The sequence below is a fragment of the Streptomyces sp. NPDC058678 genome (assembly GCF_042714835.1).
Taxonomy (GTDB): domain Bacteria; phylum Actinomycetota; class Actinomycetes; order Streptomycetales; family Streptomycetaceae; genus Streptomyces.
Genome location: NZ_JBHXSG010000016.1, coordinates 90,204 through 105,870, shown reverse-complemented (window position 1 = coordinate 105,870; position 15,667 = coordinate 90,204). Strand labels below are relative to the sequence as shown.

The window sequence follows — 15,667 nt, the reverse complement described above, 5'->3', positions numbered from 1 at the left end:
AGCCCGGCGCTACGGGGTGCCGCCTGCGCCCACCCGTGCCGCCCTAGGCGGCACGATTGCCCGCAGGCTGACGCCCCTGACTAAACGGGCAAGTGCCTTGCCGCGAAGTCCAGTTCGAGTTGGACCTGCTTGATGCGTTCGTCGACGACCAGGGAGCCGTGGCCCGCGTCGTAGCGGTATACCTCGTGGATCGCGCCCCTCGTCTCCAGGCGTTTTACGTAGTTGTCGATCTGGCGGATCGGGCAGCGTGGGTCGTTGACGCCGGCGGAGATGTAGACCGGGGCCTTGACCTGGTCGACGTACGTGAGGGGTGAGGACGCCTCGAAGCGTTCCGGGACCTCTTCCGGGGTACCGCCCAGCAGGGTGCGGTCCATGGCCTTCAGGGCTTCCATCTCGTCGTGGTAGGCCGTGACGTAGTCGGCGACCGGGACCGCCGCGATGCCGAGGGACCATGCGCCGGGCTGGGTGCCGAGGCCGAGGAGGGTGAGGTAGCCGCCCCAGGAGCCGCCGGTGAGGATGAGGCGGGAGGGGTCGGCGAGGCCGGAGGTGATCGCCCACTCGCGGACCGCCGCGATGTCCTCCAGCTCGATGAGACCGACCCGGTGCTTCAGGGCGTCGGTCCAGGCGCGGCCGTAGCCCGTGGAGCCGCGGTAGTTGACGCGGACCACCGCGTACCCGTGGTCCACCCATGCCGCCGGGCCCGCGGCGAAGGAGTCGCTGTCGTGCCAGGTCGGGCCGCCGTGGATGTCGAAGACGGTGGGGAGCGGGCCGGTCGCGCCCGCCGGCTTCTGGACCAGGGCGTGGATGCGGCCGCCCGGGCCCTCCACCCACACGTCCTGCACGGGGACGGACCCCGGGGACTTCATGCCGGGCGGGTCGAGGACGACCTTGCCGGTCGTCGAGCGGACGGCCGAGGGCTCGGCGGCCGAGGACCAGAGGTACTCCACGCTGCCGTCGGGGCGGGCCGTCGCCCCGGAGACCGTGCCGGCCGGGGTCGGGATGCTGACCAGGTCGCGGGTCGCGGGGTCGTAGCGGAAGAGCTCGCTGCGGGCCTCGAAGCTGTGCGCGATGAGCAGCCCGGTGCCGTCCGGGTACCACTCCGCGCTCACGTCGCCGGGCAGGTCCAGGGCGAGGTCGTTCTCCACGCCGGTCGCCACGTCCCACACCAGGGGCTCCCAGCGGCCCCGCCGCTGATGCCCGATCAACAGCCGGGTGTCCCCCGCCACCGGCGCGAAGCCGAGCACCTCGAGGCCCAGCTCCTTGCTGCCGCCCTTGGTGTCGTCGAGTTCGGCGACCGGCGTGCCGTCGGGGCGCAGGACGCGCAGTGCCGAGTGCATCGCGTCGCCGTGCTCGGTGTGCTCGATCGCGATCAGCGAGCCGTCGTGGGAGAGGTCGCCGACGCCCGCCGACTCGCGGTGGCGGTAGATCTCCACCGGGGCCTCGCCGGTGCGGGCGACATGAATCGTCGTACCGTCCTCGTCGGTCGACCGGCCCACGACCGCCGTACGACCGTCGCGTCCGAGCGCCAGGCCCGCCGGGTACGACGCCTCCAGCCCGGGCGTGGCGAGCTCGTCCTCGCCGCCCTCGAACGGCTGGCGGCGCCAGACGCCGAACTCGTCGCCGTCCTTGTCGTCGAACCACCACACCCAGGTGCCGTCCGGGGAGAGCACACCGTCCGTCGTGCCGTTCGGCCGGTCGGTCACCTGGCGTTGCCGGCCCGTCGTGCGGTCCCAGGCATACAGCTCGTACGTCCCCGTCGCGTTCGACACGAACAGGGAGCGGTCCGGTGCGTCCTCCGCCCAGTCCGGCAGCGACACCCGGGGCGCCCGGAAGCGCTTCTCCCAGTCCGGCATCTCCTCATTGCGCTCGGCCGCGGCGGACCCGTTGCTCTCAGTCATGGCCCCATACTGCCCGCACCGACCGACAACGCGCCGACCAGGGTCCCCAGCCTGTGGATAACTTTCCGCCCCTGTGGCCTCCCCTCGGCCGGCGCTCGGCCGGAGCTCCGGTCAACCCTCGGCGCTCCCGGTCCGTTGTCAGTGGCGGGGTGCAGACTCTTCGGCATGACGGATCTGCGCAGGACAGTCGAGACCTTGTGGGCCTCCGCCGAGGCCCGGGACTGGGACACGTTCGCGGACACCCTGGCCGAGGACGTGGTGTACACGCTGCCGCAGACTGGCGAGCGGATCAGCGGACGGGAGAAGTACGTCCGGTTCAACCGGGAGTATCCGGGCGACTGGCACCTGCGCGTCGAGCGGATCGTCGCCGAGCCGGAACAGGTGGTCACCTGGCTCCACTTCACGGTGGGGCCGGAGAAGATGCACGCCATCTCGTTCTTCGCGGCGGACGACAGCGGCCGGATATCCGCCGTCACCGACTTCTGGCCGGAGCCCTACGAGCCACCGGCCGGCCGGGAGCACCTCGTCGAGCGGTACGACCCCCGAGGGCCGGCCCCCGCGGGAGCCCCGTACCTTTGATGGCGTGTACCGGTTTCTGCTGACGCCCCGTTGGTGGGGGATCAACGTCTTCGTGCTGCTCGCCATCCCCTTCTGCGTCTTCATGGGGTCGTGGCAGCTGAGCCGCTTCGAGGACCGGATGCAGGACCACCGGACCGCGAGCGCCGAGGCCGGGTCCGCCGAGCGGGAGACCGCCCGGCCGCTGACCGAGCTGCTTCCCGTGGACAAGGTGACCTCCGGCAAGCCGGTCACCGCGACCGGCAGGTACGACCGGCAGCTCCTCGTCCCGGACCGTGAGCTGGACGGCAAGAAGGGCTACTACGTCCTGACGCTGCTGCGCACCGACGGCGGCAAGGCCCTGCCCGTCGTCCGGGGCTGGCTGCCCGGCGCCCCCGACCCGGCGAAGGCCCCGGCCGCGCCCACCGGCGAGGTCACCGTCACCGGTGCCCTCCAGGCGTCCGAGTCGCCGGGGAGCAACGGCGTCAGTGCCGAGGGCGGGCTGCCGACCGGGCAGACCGCGGCGATCAGCGCAGCGTCGCTGGTGAACCTCGTGCCGTACGACGTGTACGACGCGTGGGTCACGCTCACCAAGGCGGACTCGGGGATGACGGCCGTGCCGGCGGCGGCGCCGCCGGACACGGGGCTGGACCTGAAGGCGTTCCAGAACCTCGGGTACACCGGCGAGTGGTTCGTGTTCGCCGGGTTCGTGGTGTTCATGTGGTTCCGGCTGCTGCGCCGGGAGGTCGAGTTCCTCCGGGACGCGGAGCTGGGGCTCGTGCCGGACGAGGACCAGGAAGAGCAGGCGGGCCGGGTGACGGTCTGAGACCGGCACCCACACGCGGCGCCCTCAGGACCCCGCCAGCACGCCCGTCCAGTACACGGTCCCCGCGCACGCGTTGGAGACCACCGCCGAGATCGACGGCGCCCCGCCCTCCGCGGTGTTCGTGACGACCACGCTGCCGTCGGCCGTGCCGTCCTCGGTGAGGAGCTGGGTCGAGGTGCCGGTGTCGCCACCCGTGGTCGTGCCGCCGTCGGTGGCGGTGTCGTCCGTGGGCGTGGGGTCGGGCGTCGGGTTGCCCGTGTCGCCGCCCGTGGTGTCGCCGGTCGTGGGGCAGGTCTCCGAGGGCACCCAGGCGAACTTGACGTCGTAGGCGGCGCCCGGCTTCAGCACCAGCGAGGCGGCTTCCAGGGCCGGGTCGGGCAGCGAGGCCGCCGCGTCCCCGGCGACATGCCGGGCCGTGGTGATCTTGGCGGCGTCCGCCGCGCCCTGCGGGGTCGGCGTGACCGTGCCGGGGCCGTTGACGGAACAGCTGATGGCGGAGGTGTTGGTGATGTGGAAGGTGCCGTAGACCGCGCCGACGGAGTCGGGGGCGTCGACGGTCTGGGTGGTCGAGCCGAGCTCGGCGGTCGTACAGACGGGGACGCCTGCCGCGCTGGTGGCGGAGGGGTCGGCGCCGCTGCTCGCCCCGGTGCTGCTGCCGGTGCCCTTGCCCTTGTCCTGTTCCTTCTGCTCGCCCTTGCCCTTGTCCTCGGTCTTGCCGGCGGAGCCGCCTGAGGTGCTCTCACCGCCGTCGGGGCCCTTGCCCTCGCCGGCACCGCCCTGTGCCTGGGAGTAGTGCCCGGCCATGGACGGGTCGGCGTCGGCGCCGGTGGAGTTGGAGACGTGCACGAGAGCCGGGATGGCGGTGCCGATGAAGAGGGCCGCGGCCGCCATGCCGACGACGGCCTGCCGCTTGCGCGCCCGCCGGGCGGGTACCGCCTTGCGCAGATGGTCCAGCGTGCCGTCGCTCGGCTCGATCTCCTGCACCGCCTGATGCAGCAGGCTGCGCAGTGCCAGCTCGTCCGAGTCGAGCCCCGTGGAGCTCTGGTCGTCGGGGCCGTGGTTCACAGTTCCGTTCCCAGCGTGCGATTGCTTCGGCGCCTGATTGCCCGACGACTCTGTCGGCTCGCGCCATTCATAGGGCTCGTGGGGGACGTGCAGATGACGCCTCCCGTCGTTGTCCGCGTTCATGCCGGGGCCTCCATGGCGACCCGCAGAGCGGCGATGCCGCGCGAGCCGTACGCCTTGACGGAACCCAGCGATATCCCGAGGGTCTCGGCGACCTGGGCCTCGGTCATGTCCGCGAAGTAGCGCAGGACCAGGACCTCGCGCTGGCGGCGCTGCAGGCCCTTCATCGCCTTGATCAGGGAGTCGCGCTCCAGCTGGTCGTACGCACCCTCCTCGGCGCTCGCCATGTCCGGCATCGGCTTGGAGAGCAGCTTGAGGCCGAGGATGCGGCGGCGCAGGGCCGAGCGGGAGAGGTTGACGACCGTCTGACGCAGGTACGCGAGGGTCTTCTCCGGGTCACGGACGCGTTTGCGCGCGGAGTGGACGCGGATGAAGGCCTCCTGGACGACGTCCTCGCAGGAGGCGGTGTCGTCGAGGAGGAGGGCGGCGAGACCCAGCAGCGAGCGGTAGTGCGCCCGGTAGGTCTCGGTGAGATGGTCGACGGTCGTGCCGGCGGCCACGGCTTCTTCGGCGCCGTCACGCTGTCCGGGAATGCGGGCGGGCCGCGCTGCGGGCATGGGGGCGATCACCGGCATGCCACCGGGCGCGCCGGCCATGCGGGGTCGTAGGGACGGGCGGGGCGGCCGAAGGGCCGTGCCGCGCGTCGCCGCTCTGAAGTCGAGAACCTCTGCCACGCCAGTTGGACACGCTTCCCCCCGTCATGGTTGTACGCGACCGGCCGTCTTCTGCCAGGCAGCACAACTGACCGTGCGTCAAACGCGCTCATGCCCAACCCGCTCTTCCCCTGTGTCCTGAATGGCCAGGGCGTCCCCACGCCCCGTCAAGAGTCCCCGCGCCCCCGAAGGGCGTTCGCAAAGACGCTCCCCGCCCACCGCGCGGTTGCGGAGGACGGGGAGCCAAATCTTCGGATGCCGAGGCGGCTCGGTTCAAGTGGTCCGGACCAACGGCCGGACCACATTTCTCATACAGATCCTACAAATGTACGCGGTTTCTGCCAGGACTTTTCCGGCGGTAGCCCCTTGCTTCAACACACGTCACACACGACATGAAGCGGACGAGGCCCGCGAAACGTCACTCCGGCCCGCGACCTGGGCCCTCACCGGTACTCCGCCGCCACCAGCTCCGCGATCTGCGCGGTGTTGAGCGCGGAGCCCTTGCGCAGGTTGTCTCCGCAGACGAACAGTTCGAGCGCCGTCGGGTCGTCCAGCGCCCGCCGCACCCGTCCGACCCAGGTCGGATCGGTGCCCACGACATCGGCCGGCGTCGGGAACTCCCCCGCCTCCGGATTGTCGAAGAGGACGACTCCGGGCGCTGTGGCGAGGATCTCGCGCGCCTTGCCGACGGTGACCTCGCCCTCGAAGCGGGCGTGGACGGTCAGCGAGTGCGTGGTGACGACCGGCACCCGTACACAGGTCACCGCGACGGGCAGCCGGGGCAGTCCGAGGATCTTGCGCGACTCGTCGCGCACCTTCATCTCCTCGGACGACCAGCCGTCCTCGCGCAGCGACCCGGCCCACGGTACGACGTTCAGCGCGACCGGCTCCGGGAACGGCCCGGTGTTGTCGCCGACCGCCCGCCGCACGTCACCGGGGCTGGTCCCCAGTTCCGTACCGGCGACCAGGGACAACTGCTGGCGCAGGGTCTCGACACCGGCGCGCCCGGCCCCGCTCACCGCCTGGTAGGAGGAGACGACCAGCTCGCGCAGCCCGAACTCGGCGTGCAGCGCGCCCAGGGCCACGATCATGGAGAGGGTGGTGCAGTTCGGGTTGGCGATGATGTTCCGCGGCCTGACGCGGGCCGCGTGGGGATTGACCTCGGGGACGACCAGCGGTACGTGAGGGTCCATCCGGAAGGCGCCCGAGTTGTCCACCACCACCGCGCCCTTGGCGGCGGCGATCGGCGCCCACTGGGCGGACACCTCGTCGGGTACGTCGAACATGGCGACGTCGATCCCGTCGAAGGCCTCCTCCGACAGGGCCACCACCTCGACCAGCTCACCGCGCACGGCCAGCTTGCGGCCGGCCGAGCGCGGTGAGGCGATCAGACGGATCTCGCCCCAGATGTCCGCGTGCTGGGACAGGATCTGGAGCATGACCGTGCCGACGGCTCCGGTCGCGCCCACGACCGCGAGCGACGGTCGTACGGATCCCGTCCCGGCCATCAGCGTCCCGTGCCTCCGTAGACGACGGCCTCGTCGCTGTCGGAGTCGAGCCCGAAGGCGGAGTGCACGGCGCGGACGGCCCCGGGGACGTCGTCCTGGCGGGTGACGACCGAGATGCGGATCTCGGAGGTCGAGATCAGCTCGATGTTCACGCCCGCGTCGGACAGCGCCTGGAAGAAGGAGGCGGTGACGCCCGGGTTGGTCTTCATTCCGGCGCCGACGAGCGAGATCTTGCCGATCTGGTCGTCGTAGCGCAGCGACTCGAAGCCGATGATGCCCTTCGCCTTCTCCAGGGCGTCGATGGCCTTGCGGCCCTCGGTCTTGGGGAGGGTGAAGGAGATGTCCGTCAGACCGGTGGAGGCCGCGGACACGTTCTGCACGATCATGTCGATGTTGATCTCGGCGTCCGCGACGGCGCGGAAGATCACCGCGGCCTCGCCCGGCTTGTCCGGGACGCCGACAACCGTGATCTTGGCTTCGGAGACGTCGTGGGCGACTCCGGAGATGATGGCGTGCTCCACCTGCTGGTCCCCTTGCGACTCGGGCTTCTCGTTGCTGACCCAGGTGCCCGGCAGTCCGGAGAAGGACGAGCGGACGTGGATCGGGATGTCGTAACGGCGTGCGTACTCCACGCAGCGGTGCAGCAGCACCTTGGAGCCGGAGGCGGCGAGCTCCAGCATGTCCTCGGAAGAGATCCAGTCGATCTTCTTCGCCTTCTTCACCACCCGCGGGTCGGCGGTGAACACGCCGTCGACGTCGGTGTAGATCTCGCACACCTCGGCGTCGAGGGCGGCGGCGAGCGCCACGGCCGTGGTGTCGGACCCACCGCGTCCCAGCGTGGTGATGTCCTTCTTGTCCTGGCTGACACCCTGGAACCCGGCGACGATGGCGATGTTGCCCTCGTCCAGAGCCGTCCTGATCCGGCCGGGCGTGACGTCGATGATCCGCGCTTTGTTGTGGACCGAGTCGGTGATGACGCCTGCCTGGCTGCCGGTGAAGCTCTGGGCCTCGTGGCCCAGGTTTTTGATCGCCATGGCCAGCAGGGCCATGGAGATCCGCTCTCCGGCGGTCAGCAGCATGTCGAACTCACGCCCGGCCGGCATCGGGGATACCTGCTCGGCGAGATCGATCAGCTCGTCCGTCGTGTCGCCCATCGCGGAAACGACCACGACCACCTGGTGGCCGTTCTTCTTCGCTTCCACGATTCGCTTGGCGACGCGCTTGATGCCCTCGGCATCGGCTACGGAGGAGCCTCCGTACTTCTGCACGACAAGGCCCACGTGCGCTCCTCGCTCAGTCAGTCTCTATCCGCACATACGCATATGTACTGCGGTCGGCTCAGTCTATCGAGCGCCCGAAATTCGCCCCTGAGGTATCGCATCGTGAGACTCGGGCGCCCAGGTCAGCGCATGCCCACGAGAGGCCCTTCGGAAAAGTGCCAAGCGTCACAGGTCCTGCCTGTGAATTAAGTTTCAAGCACTAGGGTTCGGCCTGTGCACGTACTTCTCGTGGAAGACGATGAGCCGGTCGCCCAGTCCCTTCGCCGCGGCCTGACCCGCTACGGCTTCGAGGTCGACTGGGTCAGCACGGGCGCCGCCGCCCTGGCCCACCCGGAGCCCTACGACGTCGTACTCCTCGATCTCGGGCTGCCCGACACGGACGGCCTCGACGTCTGCAAGGCCCTCCGGGAACGCGGCGACGTGCCGATCATCGTGATCAGCGCACGCAGTGACGAGACGGACCGGGTGGTCGGCCTGGAGCTCGGCGCCGACGACTACGTGTCCAAGCCCTTCGGCGTGCGGGAGGTCATCGCGCGGATAAGGGCGGTGATGCGGCGCACGCAGCCGCGTGAGGCCGCCGCGGCCGGCCCCGACCGCTACGGCGCCCGCCTGACCGTCGACCGCAAGGCCGCCCGCGTCCGCCTGGACGGCGAGGAGGTCGCCCTCGCGCCCAAGGAGTACGACCTGCTGGCCTTCCTCACCGAGGAGCCGGGCGCGCTGATGTCGCGCGAGCAGATCATGGAGGCGGTCTGGGACGCGAACTGGTTCGGCCCGACCAAGACCCTGGACGTGCACGTGGCGGCGCTGCGGCGGAAGCTGCAGGGCGCGATCACGATCGAGGCGGTGCGGGGGGTCGGGTTCCGCCTGGAGATCGTCAAGGACGACGGCGAGAGCGGCAACGGCGCCGGAGGCAGCGGCGCCTCATGAACCGCCAGCTCATCCGCAGCTACATCCTGCTCGTGGCGGTCGCGATCTTCCTCTTCACCGTGCCGGTCGCCTTCACGCTCACCAAGCAGCTGCGGGACGACACCGCGGTGTCCGTCCTGCGCGAGGCCAACACCATGGCACTGCTGCTGGGCAACGGCGACAGAACCTCGTGCGACGCCCTTGAGCAGATGGCCGAGGCGTACCGCGCCGAGACGCCCGGCAAGGTCGAGGCGACCCCTACCAACGGCTGCGTACCGAAGCTGCCCCGGCCCGCGAACGACGCGGCCCTGGCCCAGGCCCTGAAGGGCGAGAAGCCCGGGCCCGACTGGGGCGCCGACGTCATCTGGGGCAAGGAGCTGGTGGTCACGGTCCCCGCCCGGGCGTCGGGCGAGGGCGGTGCCGTACGGATCGTGTACTCGACCTCGGACATGACCGCCAGGCTCTGGCAGATCTGGGGCTTCAGGGCCGGCCTGGCCGTGCTCGTCCTGGCCGCGGCGGCCGCGATCGGCGCTGTCGCCGCCCGCCGCATCACCGCACCCCTGCGCGAACTCAACGCCATGGCGAGCAGGTTCAGCGACGGCGACCTGACCGCGCGTTCCGCGGTGACGGGTCCGACCGAGACGCAGACCCTGGCCCGCACCCTGAACCAGGCGGGCGAACGTCTGGACACCCTGATCGCCTCGCAGCGCATCTTCGTGGCCGACGCCTCCCACCAACTCCGTACGCCGCTCACGGCGTTGCGGCTCTCGTTGGACAACATCGCGGACGGCGTGGACGACGAGTTCGTACGGGAGGACGTGGAGCAGGCCACCGCCGAGGTGGTCCGCATGAGCCGGCTGGTCAACGGGCTGCTGGTGCTGGCGCGGGCCGAGGCCAAGGTGACGGCCGCGGAGCCGCTGTCCCTGCCGGACATCGTGAACGAGCGCCTGGCGGTGTGGAGGCCGGCCGCCGACGAGCGCGGAGTCACCGTCGCGCTCAGGGGGAGTGCCGACGGCCGGCTGCTGGTGCTGACCAGCCCCGGTCACCTGGACCAGGTGCTGGACAACGTGCTCTCGAACGCCCTGGAGGTGTCACCCGACGGCGGCACGATCACCGTACGGATGGAGTCGCGGGGCGACGAAGTGGTGCTGTCGGTTCTCGACGAGGGGCCCGGCATGTCGGATCCGGAGAAGTCCCGCGCCTTCGACCGCTTCTGGCGCGGCCAGGGCCTGACCGGCCGGTCCGGCTCCGGTCTCGGCCTCGCCGTCGTCAAGCAGCTCGTGACGGACGACGGCGGGACCGTGACGCTCCGGGACGTGCCCGGCGGCGGACTGTGTGTGGAGATCCGCCTGCGCGCGGGCGGCTGACCGGTCGCGGGGCCTTCAGGCGGCGCCTCGGGGACCAGCCCTCGGGATCAGCCCTCGGGCATCGCCGAGGAGTGGTGGTTGACGATCAGCCACTCGCCGTCGATCTTCTCGTACGCGTACGTGTAGCGGGCCTCGACCACGCGCTTCTTGCCGGTGTCGGGGTCGGTGAGCGTGAACTCGTACACGCCGGTGTCGATCGCGGAGTCGCCGTCGAGGACGCTGGCGATCGTCTCGATCTTCTTGCCGACCGGCTTGTTCTCGAGGAAGTGGTCGAAGTAGTCGACGATCTCGGCGCGGTCCGTGCGGACCTTGTTGGAGACGGTGGGCAGGAGGACCGCGTCCTTCGCGTACAGGTCGGCGACCTTGCCCGAGTCACCGGTCTGCAGGGCGGCGTTCCAGGTCTCGAAGAGCGAGGTGATCTGCTTCTTGCTCGCCTTCTCCGGGGAGTCCTGGCCGGCCAGGCTGACACCGGCGGTGACCGTGCCGATGGCGACGAGGGCGGTGGCGGTCACGATGGCTGCGCGCTTGGATATGGAACGACGGGTCATCGCTGTCTCCTGCGTTTCGAGGTGGGTCTTCCTCCCTCCGCGTGCGGTGCGGTGTGGAGTGACTCCAGACTCTCTTTTCGCTGGTTAGGCCCCGTACAGGCGAGATACAGGGCAGAGCCAGGACGGACCCAATTGACGTTCCGTGAGCGCCCGGTCACAGCTCAGGCGGCGGCTGCGGCCTGACGTCCGCGCAGCAGGCTCACGCCGGCTCCCAGGGACACCACACCCATTCCTACGGCGGTCATGACGCCCTGCGTCCCGTCCACGACGAACGGCGCGGCCACGGCGACGGTGAGGTTGAACAGGAACAGGAACCACAGGGCGGGCTTGGAGGAGAGCAGCGACTTCATGGCGTTTTCCTTGGGGTGTGGGGGCCGTTGCGGGCCGGTTGACCTTGTGCCCTTAACGATTCCGTTTTCCGGCGGCCGCCACGAGGGAGTGTTCTCCCGGACCCGTGGTGTAGCGGGCTACACCACGGGGGGACTCAGGGGAGGACCCGCAGGGGTACGTCCCCGGGCGGACCGCAGGATCGCCTGCGACCGGACCGTGTCCGGGTGATCCGGGCCGAGGACCCGCGCCCGGTCCTCCAGCACCCGGGCGAAGAGCCCCGTCACCCGCTCCCGCTCCCCCGCCGACTCGTAGGTGGCGGCGAGGTTGCTGCGGGAGACGAGCGTGTCGGGGTGGTCGTGGCCGAGGACCCGTTCCCGCACTTCGAGCGTGCGCTCGCACAGCTCGACGGCGCGGTCGGTGTCGCCGGCGGCACGGTACGCGCCGGCCAGGACGTTCTGCGTCCACAGCGTGGTGGGGTGCTCGTCGCCGAAGGACTCACGGCACTGCTGCAGCGTGCGTTCGACCAACTCCACGGAGCGTCGCACCTGTTGGTCGGTGCGATAGCAGGAGGCCGGGTCGTGCCAGGCGCGGAGTGTCTCCGGGTGGTCCTCGCCGAGCGTCTCGCGGCAGCGTTCCAGGGTCTGCTCGCACAGGGTGAACGCGTGCTCCAGGTCGCCCACGGCCCGGTAGGCGTCGGAGGCCAGCCACTGCACCGCCCGCTCGCACAGCGCCTCCTGGGACAGGGTCCCGGCGAAGTCCGGCTGCAACGCGGTGGCCAGGGCGGCGAGCCCGGCGTCCATGTCGGCCCGCGTCTCGGCGCCGATCCACCACACCGGGTTGTACTGCCCGGCCCGCTGATCCGCCCAGTGCGCGGCCGGCGCGGACTTCCCGATGCCGCCGAGCCCGTGCAGGGCCTGGACGACCACCCCGCGCGCGGCACTCAACGCCTCGTCGAGGAGGGCCAGTTCGTGGCGACGGCCCACGAAGCCCAGCCGGGCCGGGATGTTGCGGAGGCGGGGTGGGGCGGGCCCAGGCGCGGCGCCCGGGGAGTCGGGTGGCAGGACGACCTGGCGGTCGATGCGGGTGCTCCGGTCGACGTGGGCGCTCCGGTCGACGTGGATCGCGAGGGAGTTGTCGCCGGTCAGGGCCTGGTGGATGTCCCCGGAGGCGGCGATCGACCGGTCCCCCGACGCCTACGCCGAGGACGAACTCATCGCCCGTCGCCGGTCGACGCGGAGCCGATGTCACCTCCCGCGGCGATCGAACGATCGCCGGAGGCGGTCACGTTCCCGGCTCGGGGCGCGGGAGGGGCGGGTGCGGGGGCGGAGGGTGCCGCAGGTGGCGCCGCCACGGCAGTCCCGTCCCCGGTCACCGCCACCCCGATGCTCCCGCCCGCGGCGACGGACCGCGCCCCGCCGGCGGTGACCGACGTCGTACCGCCGCCGTCCGAGAAGAGGGCGTAGATGGTGAGTGCCAGCCCCACCAGCCCCGCCGCTCCCCCGGCCACACTCGCCCACGGATCCGCCGCGTCGACGTCCAGCACGCCGCCCACGACCAGCCCCGCCGCTCCCGCGGCACAGAGCCCGATCCCCGTCCACATCAACGCCTTCGCCCGCCCCGTCATAGGGCCATCATGACGCCCGTGGCGGCCGGGGCGCAGGGGGTTGGAGGTTGGACGGGTGCATCCGGCCGGAGAGGACGCCGGCCATGTCGACGAGCGGGTGCGTGGTCGACGTACCGCCGGCGGCGCTCGTGCTGCTCGGCTCCCCCGTCCGCCGGGACTACTTGGCTTCGGCCTGGTGCAGGCCCAGCGGCCCCGCGATCTCCTCCGCCATCACACGACCTGCCTCGAACTCCAGGGTCTCGTCGCCGATCTCCTGGTCCGTGTCCAGGCCGTCGAGCTCCTCCAGGGGCTGGTTCAGGCGGACGTGGGCGACCACCGACTGGAGTGCGCGCAGGCTCGCCGACGCGGTGGAGCCCCAGTTGGAGAAGTAGGAGAACTGCCACCACCACATCGCCTCCGAGGTGCGGCCGGCACGGTAGTGGGCCATGCCGTGGCGCAGGTCGGTCATGACGTCGGCGAGGTCGTCGGAGATCCGGGCCGGAACGGGCGCCTTGCGGGGCTCGTAGGGGTCGAAGACCTCGGAGTAGATGTCGATCGGGTCGAGGAGCCGGGCGAGGTTCTCGCGGAGGTCGTCGACGTCTCCCTCCGGGCCCAGGTCGGGCTCGTAGCGCTCGTCGGGGACGATGTCCTCGTGCGCGCCGAGGCGGCCGCCGGCCAGCAGGAGCTGGGAGACCTCCAGGAGGAGGAAGGGGACCGCCGAGTCCGGCTCGTCGCCCCTCGCCACCTCGGTGACGGCCACCAGGAAGCTCTCGATCTGGTCCGCGATCTGAACCGCGAAGTCATCGGGATTCTGGCTGCGTTCGTGCAGCGTGGCGTCAGACATCTAGGAGTCGTCTCCCCTCGAAGGCGCGGCCGAGGGTCACCTCGTCCGCGTATTCCAGGTCGCCACCCACCGGGAGGCCGCTGGCCAGGCGGGTGACCTTGAGGCCCATGGGCTTGATCATGCGGGCGAGGTACGTGGCCGTCGCCTCGCCTTCGAGATTCGGGTCCGTGGCGAGGATGAGCTCCGTGACGGTCCCGTCGGCCAGCCTCGCGAGCAGCTCTCTTATCCGCAGGTCGTCGGGGCCGACGCCCTCGATCGGGCTGATCGCCCCGCCGAGCACGTGGTACTTGCCGCGGAACTCGCGCGTGCGCTCGATCGCCACGACGTCCTTCGGTTCCTCGACCACGCAGATGACGGACAGGTCGCGGCGGGGGTCGCGGCAGATGTTGCACAGCTCTTCCTGTGCGACGTTGCCGCAGGTCGCGCAGAAGCGGACCTTCGCCTTGACCTCCATCAGACACTGCGCGAGTCGCCGCACGTCCGTCGGTTCCGCCTGGAGGATGTGGAAGGCGATCCGCTGCGCGCTCTTGGGACCGACGCCGGGCAGCCGCCCCAGCTCGTCGATGAGGTCCTGGACCACGCCTTCGTACAACGGACTGCCCGTCCTTCCTGGGGTTCCTTCTGTACGTACGGTAGTTGCCCTGTGCCCGTCTTAGTAAGGCAGGCCGGGCACTGGTTTGGTGCGACCCGAGGGACTAGAACGGCAGTCCGGGAATGCCGCTGCCGCCGCCGAGGCCCTGGGCCAGCGGACCGAGCTTCTGCTGTTGGAGGGTCTGCGCGTTCTCGTTGGCCGCCTGTACGGCCGCCACGATCAGGTCGGCGAGGGTCTCGGTGTCGTCCGGATCCACCGCCTTCGGGTCGATCTTCAGCGCACGCAGCTCGCCGGCGCCGGTGACGGTGGCCCGCACCAGGCCGCCGCCCGCCTGACCGTCGACCTCGGTCCTGGCGAGTTCCTCCTGCGCGTTCGCCAGGTCCTGTTGCATCTTCTGGGCCTGCTGCAGCAACTGCTGCATGTTGGGCTGGCCACCACCGGGGATCACGATCAGCTCCTTGGTCAGTACGGAGTTCCCGTCAGCACGAGCCTACGTGCTCCGCGCAGGCATCGCCCCAGCACTCTTTCGAGTGAGTGGGCGGCGAATCCTATACCTGATCAAGGGACTCTTCCGGGCGGAAAAGAGACGAAAGCTACGCCTTAGCCACCCATTGGGCGGTAGGAAGGGGGCGACGCAGCAGCATCACGCGTCACGCAACGTGATCGGTCGGGATCAGGTAGGGAGTGCCGGGTGGGTCAGCCGGAGATGCAGCCCGAGGGTCCACCTCAGGACGGGCCGGGCGAGGGGGCGGCCGGGCTGCGGCCGGGCGATCTGACGGGGCGGGCGTTTCCGCTCGGGGACTGGGGCGAGCCCGCCGTACGGCTGGACGAGCTGTACCGGTGGGTGGAGCGCGGGGCGCTGGAGACGGCGGCCTGGTATCTCGCGGACCGGGTGTGGAAGCGGCGGGCGGCGTGCGGGATGCGGGTGGGGGCGGCGGCCGGTGCGGTGGCGGGGGCCGCGCTGCCGCTGCTGGACATGACGGGGGTCGCGGTCGGCGCCGCGCCCTGGGGGTATCTCTCCCTGCTGCTGGCGGTCGCGTGCGTCGCCGGGGACCGGTTCTTCGGCGTGACGTCCGGCTGGATAAGGGACGTGGCCACGGCCCAGGCCGTGCAGCGGCGGCTCCAGGTGCTCCAGTTCGACTGGGCGTCGGAGTGCGTGCGGGAGGTGTTGGGGCCCGCGGACGGGACGGCGAGCGAGGCGACCGAGCGGTGTCTGGGGGTGCTGCGGAGGTTCTCCGAGGACGTGACGGAGCTGGTGCGCACGGAGACGGTCGACTGGATGGTCGAGTTCCACACGGGCACGTCGCCGCTGGGTCTCCAGTCGGCGATGGCCGTGGGGCAGCGGACGGACGCCGGGGCTTTTCAGGGGCGGTTTCTGCCGCCGGGGGCGGGGGCCCGGCCGAACATGCCTCGCCAGCGACCGCCGGAGCCGCGGTGAGGGTGCGGTGCGGTGCGGTGCGGTTTGCCGCCGGGCATTCTCGCCCCCGCCGCCCCTACCCGTCCCGTCCCCGGGGCCTGCGCCCCCGGACCTCCATCGGCCCGAAGCGCCTCGTCCTCAAACGCCGGACGGGC

17 protein-coding genes are annotated in these 15,667 nt (G+C 71.0%); 5 read left to right on the top strand and 12 right to left on the bottom strand.

Annotated elements, in window-relative coordinates:
* Nucleotides 1–80: 80 nt before the first annotated feature.
* On the bottom strand, nucleotides 81–1,898 hold the full coding sequence (locus ACFWWR_RS17305; RefSeq protein ID WP_384304001.1) for a S9 family peptidase: 1,818 nt from the start codon (nucleotides 1,896–1,898) through the stop codon (nucleotides 81–83).
* A gap of 165 nt (nucleotides 1,899–2,063) precedes the next feature.
* On the opposite strand from ACFWWR_RS17305, the gene ACFWWR_RS17300 reads away from it, so the two are divergent.
* Together ACFWWR_RS17300 and ACFWWR_RS17295 are read left to right on the top strand one after the other, a co-directional pair.
* A complete protein-coding gene (locus ACFWWR_RS17300; RefSeq protein ID WP_384303998.1) occupies nucleotides 2,064–2,477 on the top strand; it encodes a nuclear transport factor 2 family protein in 414 nt (137 codons plus the stop codon).
* A gap of 4 nt (nucleotides 2,478–2,481) precedes the next feature.
* On the top strand, nucleotides 2,482–3,279 hold the full coding sequence (locus ACFWWR_RS17295) for an SURF1 family protein (protein ID WP_383871696.1): 798 nt from the start codon (nucleotides 2,482–2,484) through the stop codon (nucleotides 3,277–3,279).
* Nucleotides 3,280–3,303: 24 nt separating this feature from the next.
* Here the strand turns inward: ACFWWR_RS17295 and ACFWWR_RS17290 are convergent, their stop codons facing one another.
* From ACFWWR_RS17290 to ACFWWR_RS17275, 4 genes are all read right to left on the bottom strand, one after another.
* Nucleotides 3,304–4,344 (bottom strand): hypothetical protein, encoded by a 1,041-nt coding sequence (locus tag ACFWWR_RS17290; RefSeq protein ID WP_383871693.1) that lies wholly within the window; start codon nucleotides 4,342–4,344, stop codon nucleotides 3,304–3,306.
* Between the two features lie 119 nt (nucleotides 4,345–4,463).
* Nucleotides 4,464–5,039, bottom strand: coding sequence for a SigE family RNA polymerase sigma factor (locus tag ACFWWR_RS17285; RefSeq protein WP_383871768.1), 576 nt, complete (start codon nucleotides 5,037–5,039; stop codon nucleotides 4,464–4,466).
* 521 nt (nucleotides 5,040–5,560) lie between these two features.
* Nucleotides 5,561–6,625 carry an aspartate-semialdehyde dehydrogenase gene (locus tag ACFWWR_RS17280; protein ID WP_383871690.1) on the bottom strand — a complete coding sequence of 355 codons (1,065 nt, stop codon included), beginning with the start codon at nucleotides 6,623–6,625 and terminating at the stop codon, nucleotides 5,561–5,563.
* Nucleotides 6,625–7,905, bottom strand: a complete 1,281-nt coding sequence (locus tag ACFWWR_RS17275; RefSeq protein ID WP_383871687.1) for an aspartate kinase — start codon at nucleotides 7,903–7,905, stop codon at nucleotides 6,625–6,627. Before ACFWWR_RS17275 ends, ACFWWR_RS17280 begins: the two co-directional genes overlap by 1 nt.
* A 213-nt stretch (nucleotides 7,906–8,118) precedes the next feature.
* On the opposite strand from ACFWWR_RS17275, the gene ACFWWR_RS17270 reads away from it, so the two are divergent.
* Nucleotides 8,119–8,832, top strand: a complete 714-nt coding sequence (locus ACFWWR_RS17270) for a response regulator transcription factor (RefSeq protein ID WP_384303995.1) — start codon at nucleotides 8,119–8,121, stop codon at nucleotides 8,830–8,832.
* A complete protein-coding gene (locus tag ACFWWR_RS17265; RefSeq protein ID WP_383871682.1) occupies nucleotides 8,829–10,178 on the top strand; it encodes a sensor histidine kinase in 1,350 nt (449 codons plus the stop codon). Before ACFWWR_RS17270 ends, ACFWWR_RS17265 begins: the two co-directional genes overlap by 4 nt.
* 47 nt (nucleotides 10,179–10,225) lie before the next feature.
* On the opposite strand, the gene ACFWWR_RS17260 is transcribed toward ACFWWR_RS17265, so the two are convergent.
* From ACFWWR_RS17260 to ACFWWR_RS17230, 7 genes are all read right to left on the bottom strand, one after another.
* Nucleotides 10,226–10,726 (bottom strand): SgcJ/EcaC family oxidoreductase, encoded by a 501-nt coding sequence (locus ACFWWR_RS17260; RefSeq protein ID WP_384303992.1) that lies wholly within the window; start codon nucleotides 10,724–10,726, stop codon nucleotides 10,226–10,228.
* Nucleotides 10,727–10,887: 161 nt separating this feature from the next.
* The gene (locus ACFWWR_RS17255) at nucleotides 10,888–11,076 is read right to left on the bottom strand and encodes a hypothetical protein (protein ID WP_383871675.1); all 189 of its coding nucleotides are present in this window, start codon (nucleotides 11,074–11,076) and stop codon (nucleotides 10,888–10,890) included.
* Between the two features lie 117 nt (nucleotides 11,077–11,193).
* The gene (locus ACFWWR_RS17250; RefSeq protein WP_384303989.1) at nucleotides 11,194–12,039 is read right to left on the bottom strand and encodes a tetratricopeptide repeat protein; all 846 of its coding nucleotides are present in this window, start codon (nucleotides 12,037–12,039) and stop codon (nucleotides 11,194–11,196) included.
* Between the two features lie 227 nt (nucleotides 12,040–12,266).
* On the bottom strand, nucleotides 12,267–12,680 hold the full coding sequence (locus ACFWWR_RS17245; protein ID WP_384303986.1) for a hypothetical protein: 414 nt from the start codon (nucleotides 12,678–12,680) through the stop codon (nucleotides 12,267–12,269).
* A gap of 157 nt (nucleotides 12,681–12,837) precedes the next feature.
* Complete coding sequence (locus ACFWWR_RS17240) at nucleotides 12,838–13,503, bottom strand: DUF5063 domain-containing protein (protein ID WP_383871665.1); 666 nt, start codon at nucleotides 13,501–13,503, stop codon at nucleotides 12,838–12,840.
* Nucleotides 13,496–14,095, bottom strand: coding sequence for a recombination mediator RecR (gene recR / locus ACFWWR_RS17235; protein WP_007383602.1), 600 nt, complete (start codon nucleotides 14,093–14,095; stop codon nucleotides 13,496–13,498). Before recR ends, ACFWWR_RS17240 begins: the two co-directional genes overlap by 8 nt.
* 103 nt (nucleotides 14,096–14,198) lie before the next feature.
* Nucleotides 14,199–14,543 carry a YbaB/EbfC family nucleoid-associated protein gene (locus tag ACFWWR_RS17230; protein WP_217237067.1) on the bottom strand — a complete coding sequence of 115 codons (345 nt, stop codon included), beginning with the start codon at nucleotides 14,541–14,543 and terminating at the stop codon, nucleotides 14,199–14,201.
* Nucleotides 14,544–14,786: 243 nt separating this feature from the next.
* On the opposite strand from ACFWWR_RS17230, the gene ACFWWR_RS17225 reads away from it, so the two are divergent.
* Nucleotides 14,787–15,533: an SLATT domain-containing protein gene (locus ACFWWR_RS17225; protein ID WP_384303982.1), complete on the top strand. Its 747-nt coding sequence runs from the start codon at nucleotides 14,787–14,789 to the stop codon at nucleotides 15,531–15,533.
* The last annotated feature ends 134 nt before the right edge of the window (nucleotides 15,534–15,667 follow it).

Coding starts and splice junctions, on each gene's coding strand:
- ACFWWR_RS17305 (WP_384304001.1), bottom strand. CDS start 1,898: ATGACTGAGAGCAACGGGTCCGCCGCGGCCGAGCGCAATGAGGAGATG.
- ACFWWR_RS17300 (WP_384303998.1), top strand. CDS start 2,064: ATGACGGATCTGCGCAGGACAGTCGAGACCTTGTGGGCCTCCGCCGAG.
- ACFWWR_RS17285 (WP_383871768.1), bottom strand. CDS start 5,039: ATGCCGGTGATCGCCCCCATGCCCGCAGCGCGGCCCGCCCGCATTCCC.
- ACFWWR_RS17280 (WP_383871690.1), bottom strand. CDS start 6,625: ATGGCCGGGACGGGATCCGTACGACCGTCGCTCGCGGTCGTGGGCGCG.
- ACFWWR_RS17265 (WP_383871682.1), top strand. CDS start 8,829: ATGAACCGCCAGCTCATCCGCAGCTACATCCTGCTCGTGGCGGTCGCG.
- ACFWWR_RS17260 (WP_384303992.1), bottom strand. CDS start 10,726: ATGACCCGTCGTTCCATATCCAAGCGCGCAGCCATCGTGACCGCCACC.
- ACFWWR_RS17255 (WP_383871675.1), bottom strand. CDS start 11,076: ATGAAGTCGCTGCTCTCCTCCAAGCCCGCCCTGTGGTTCCTGTTCCTG.
- ACFWWR_RS17245 (WP_384303986.1), bottom strand. CDS start 12,680: ATGACGGGGCGGGCGAAGGCGTTGATGTGGACGGGGATCGGGCTCTGT.
- ACFWWR_RS17240 (WP_383871665.1), bottom strand. CDS start 13,503: ATGTCTGACGCCACGCTGCACGAACGCAGCCAGAATCCCGATGACTTC.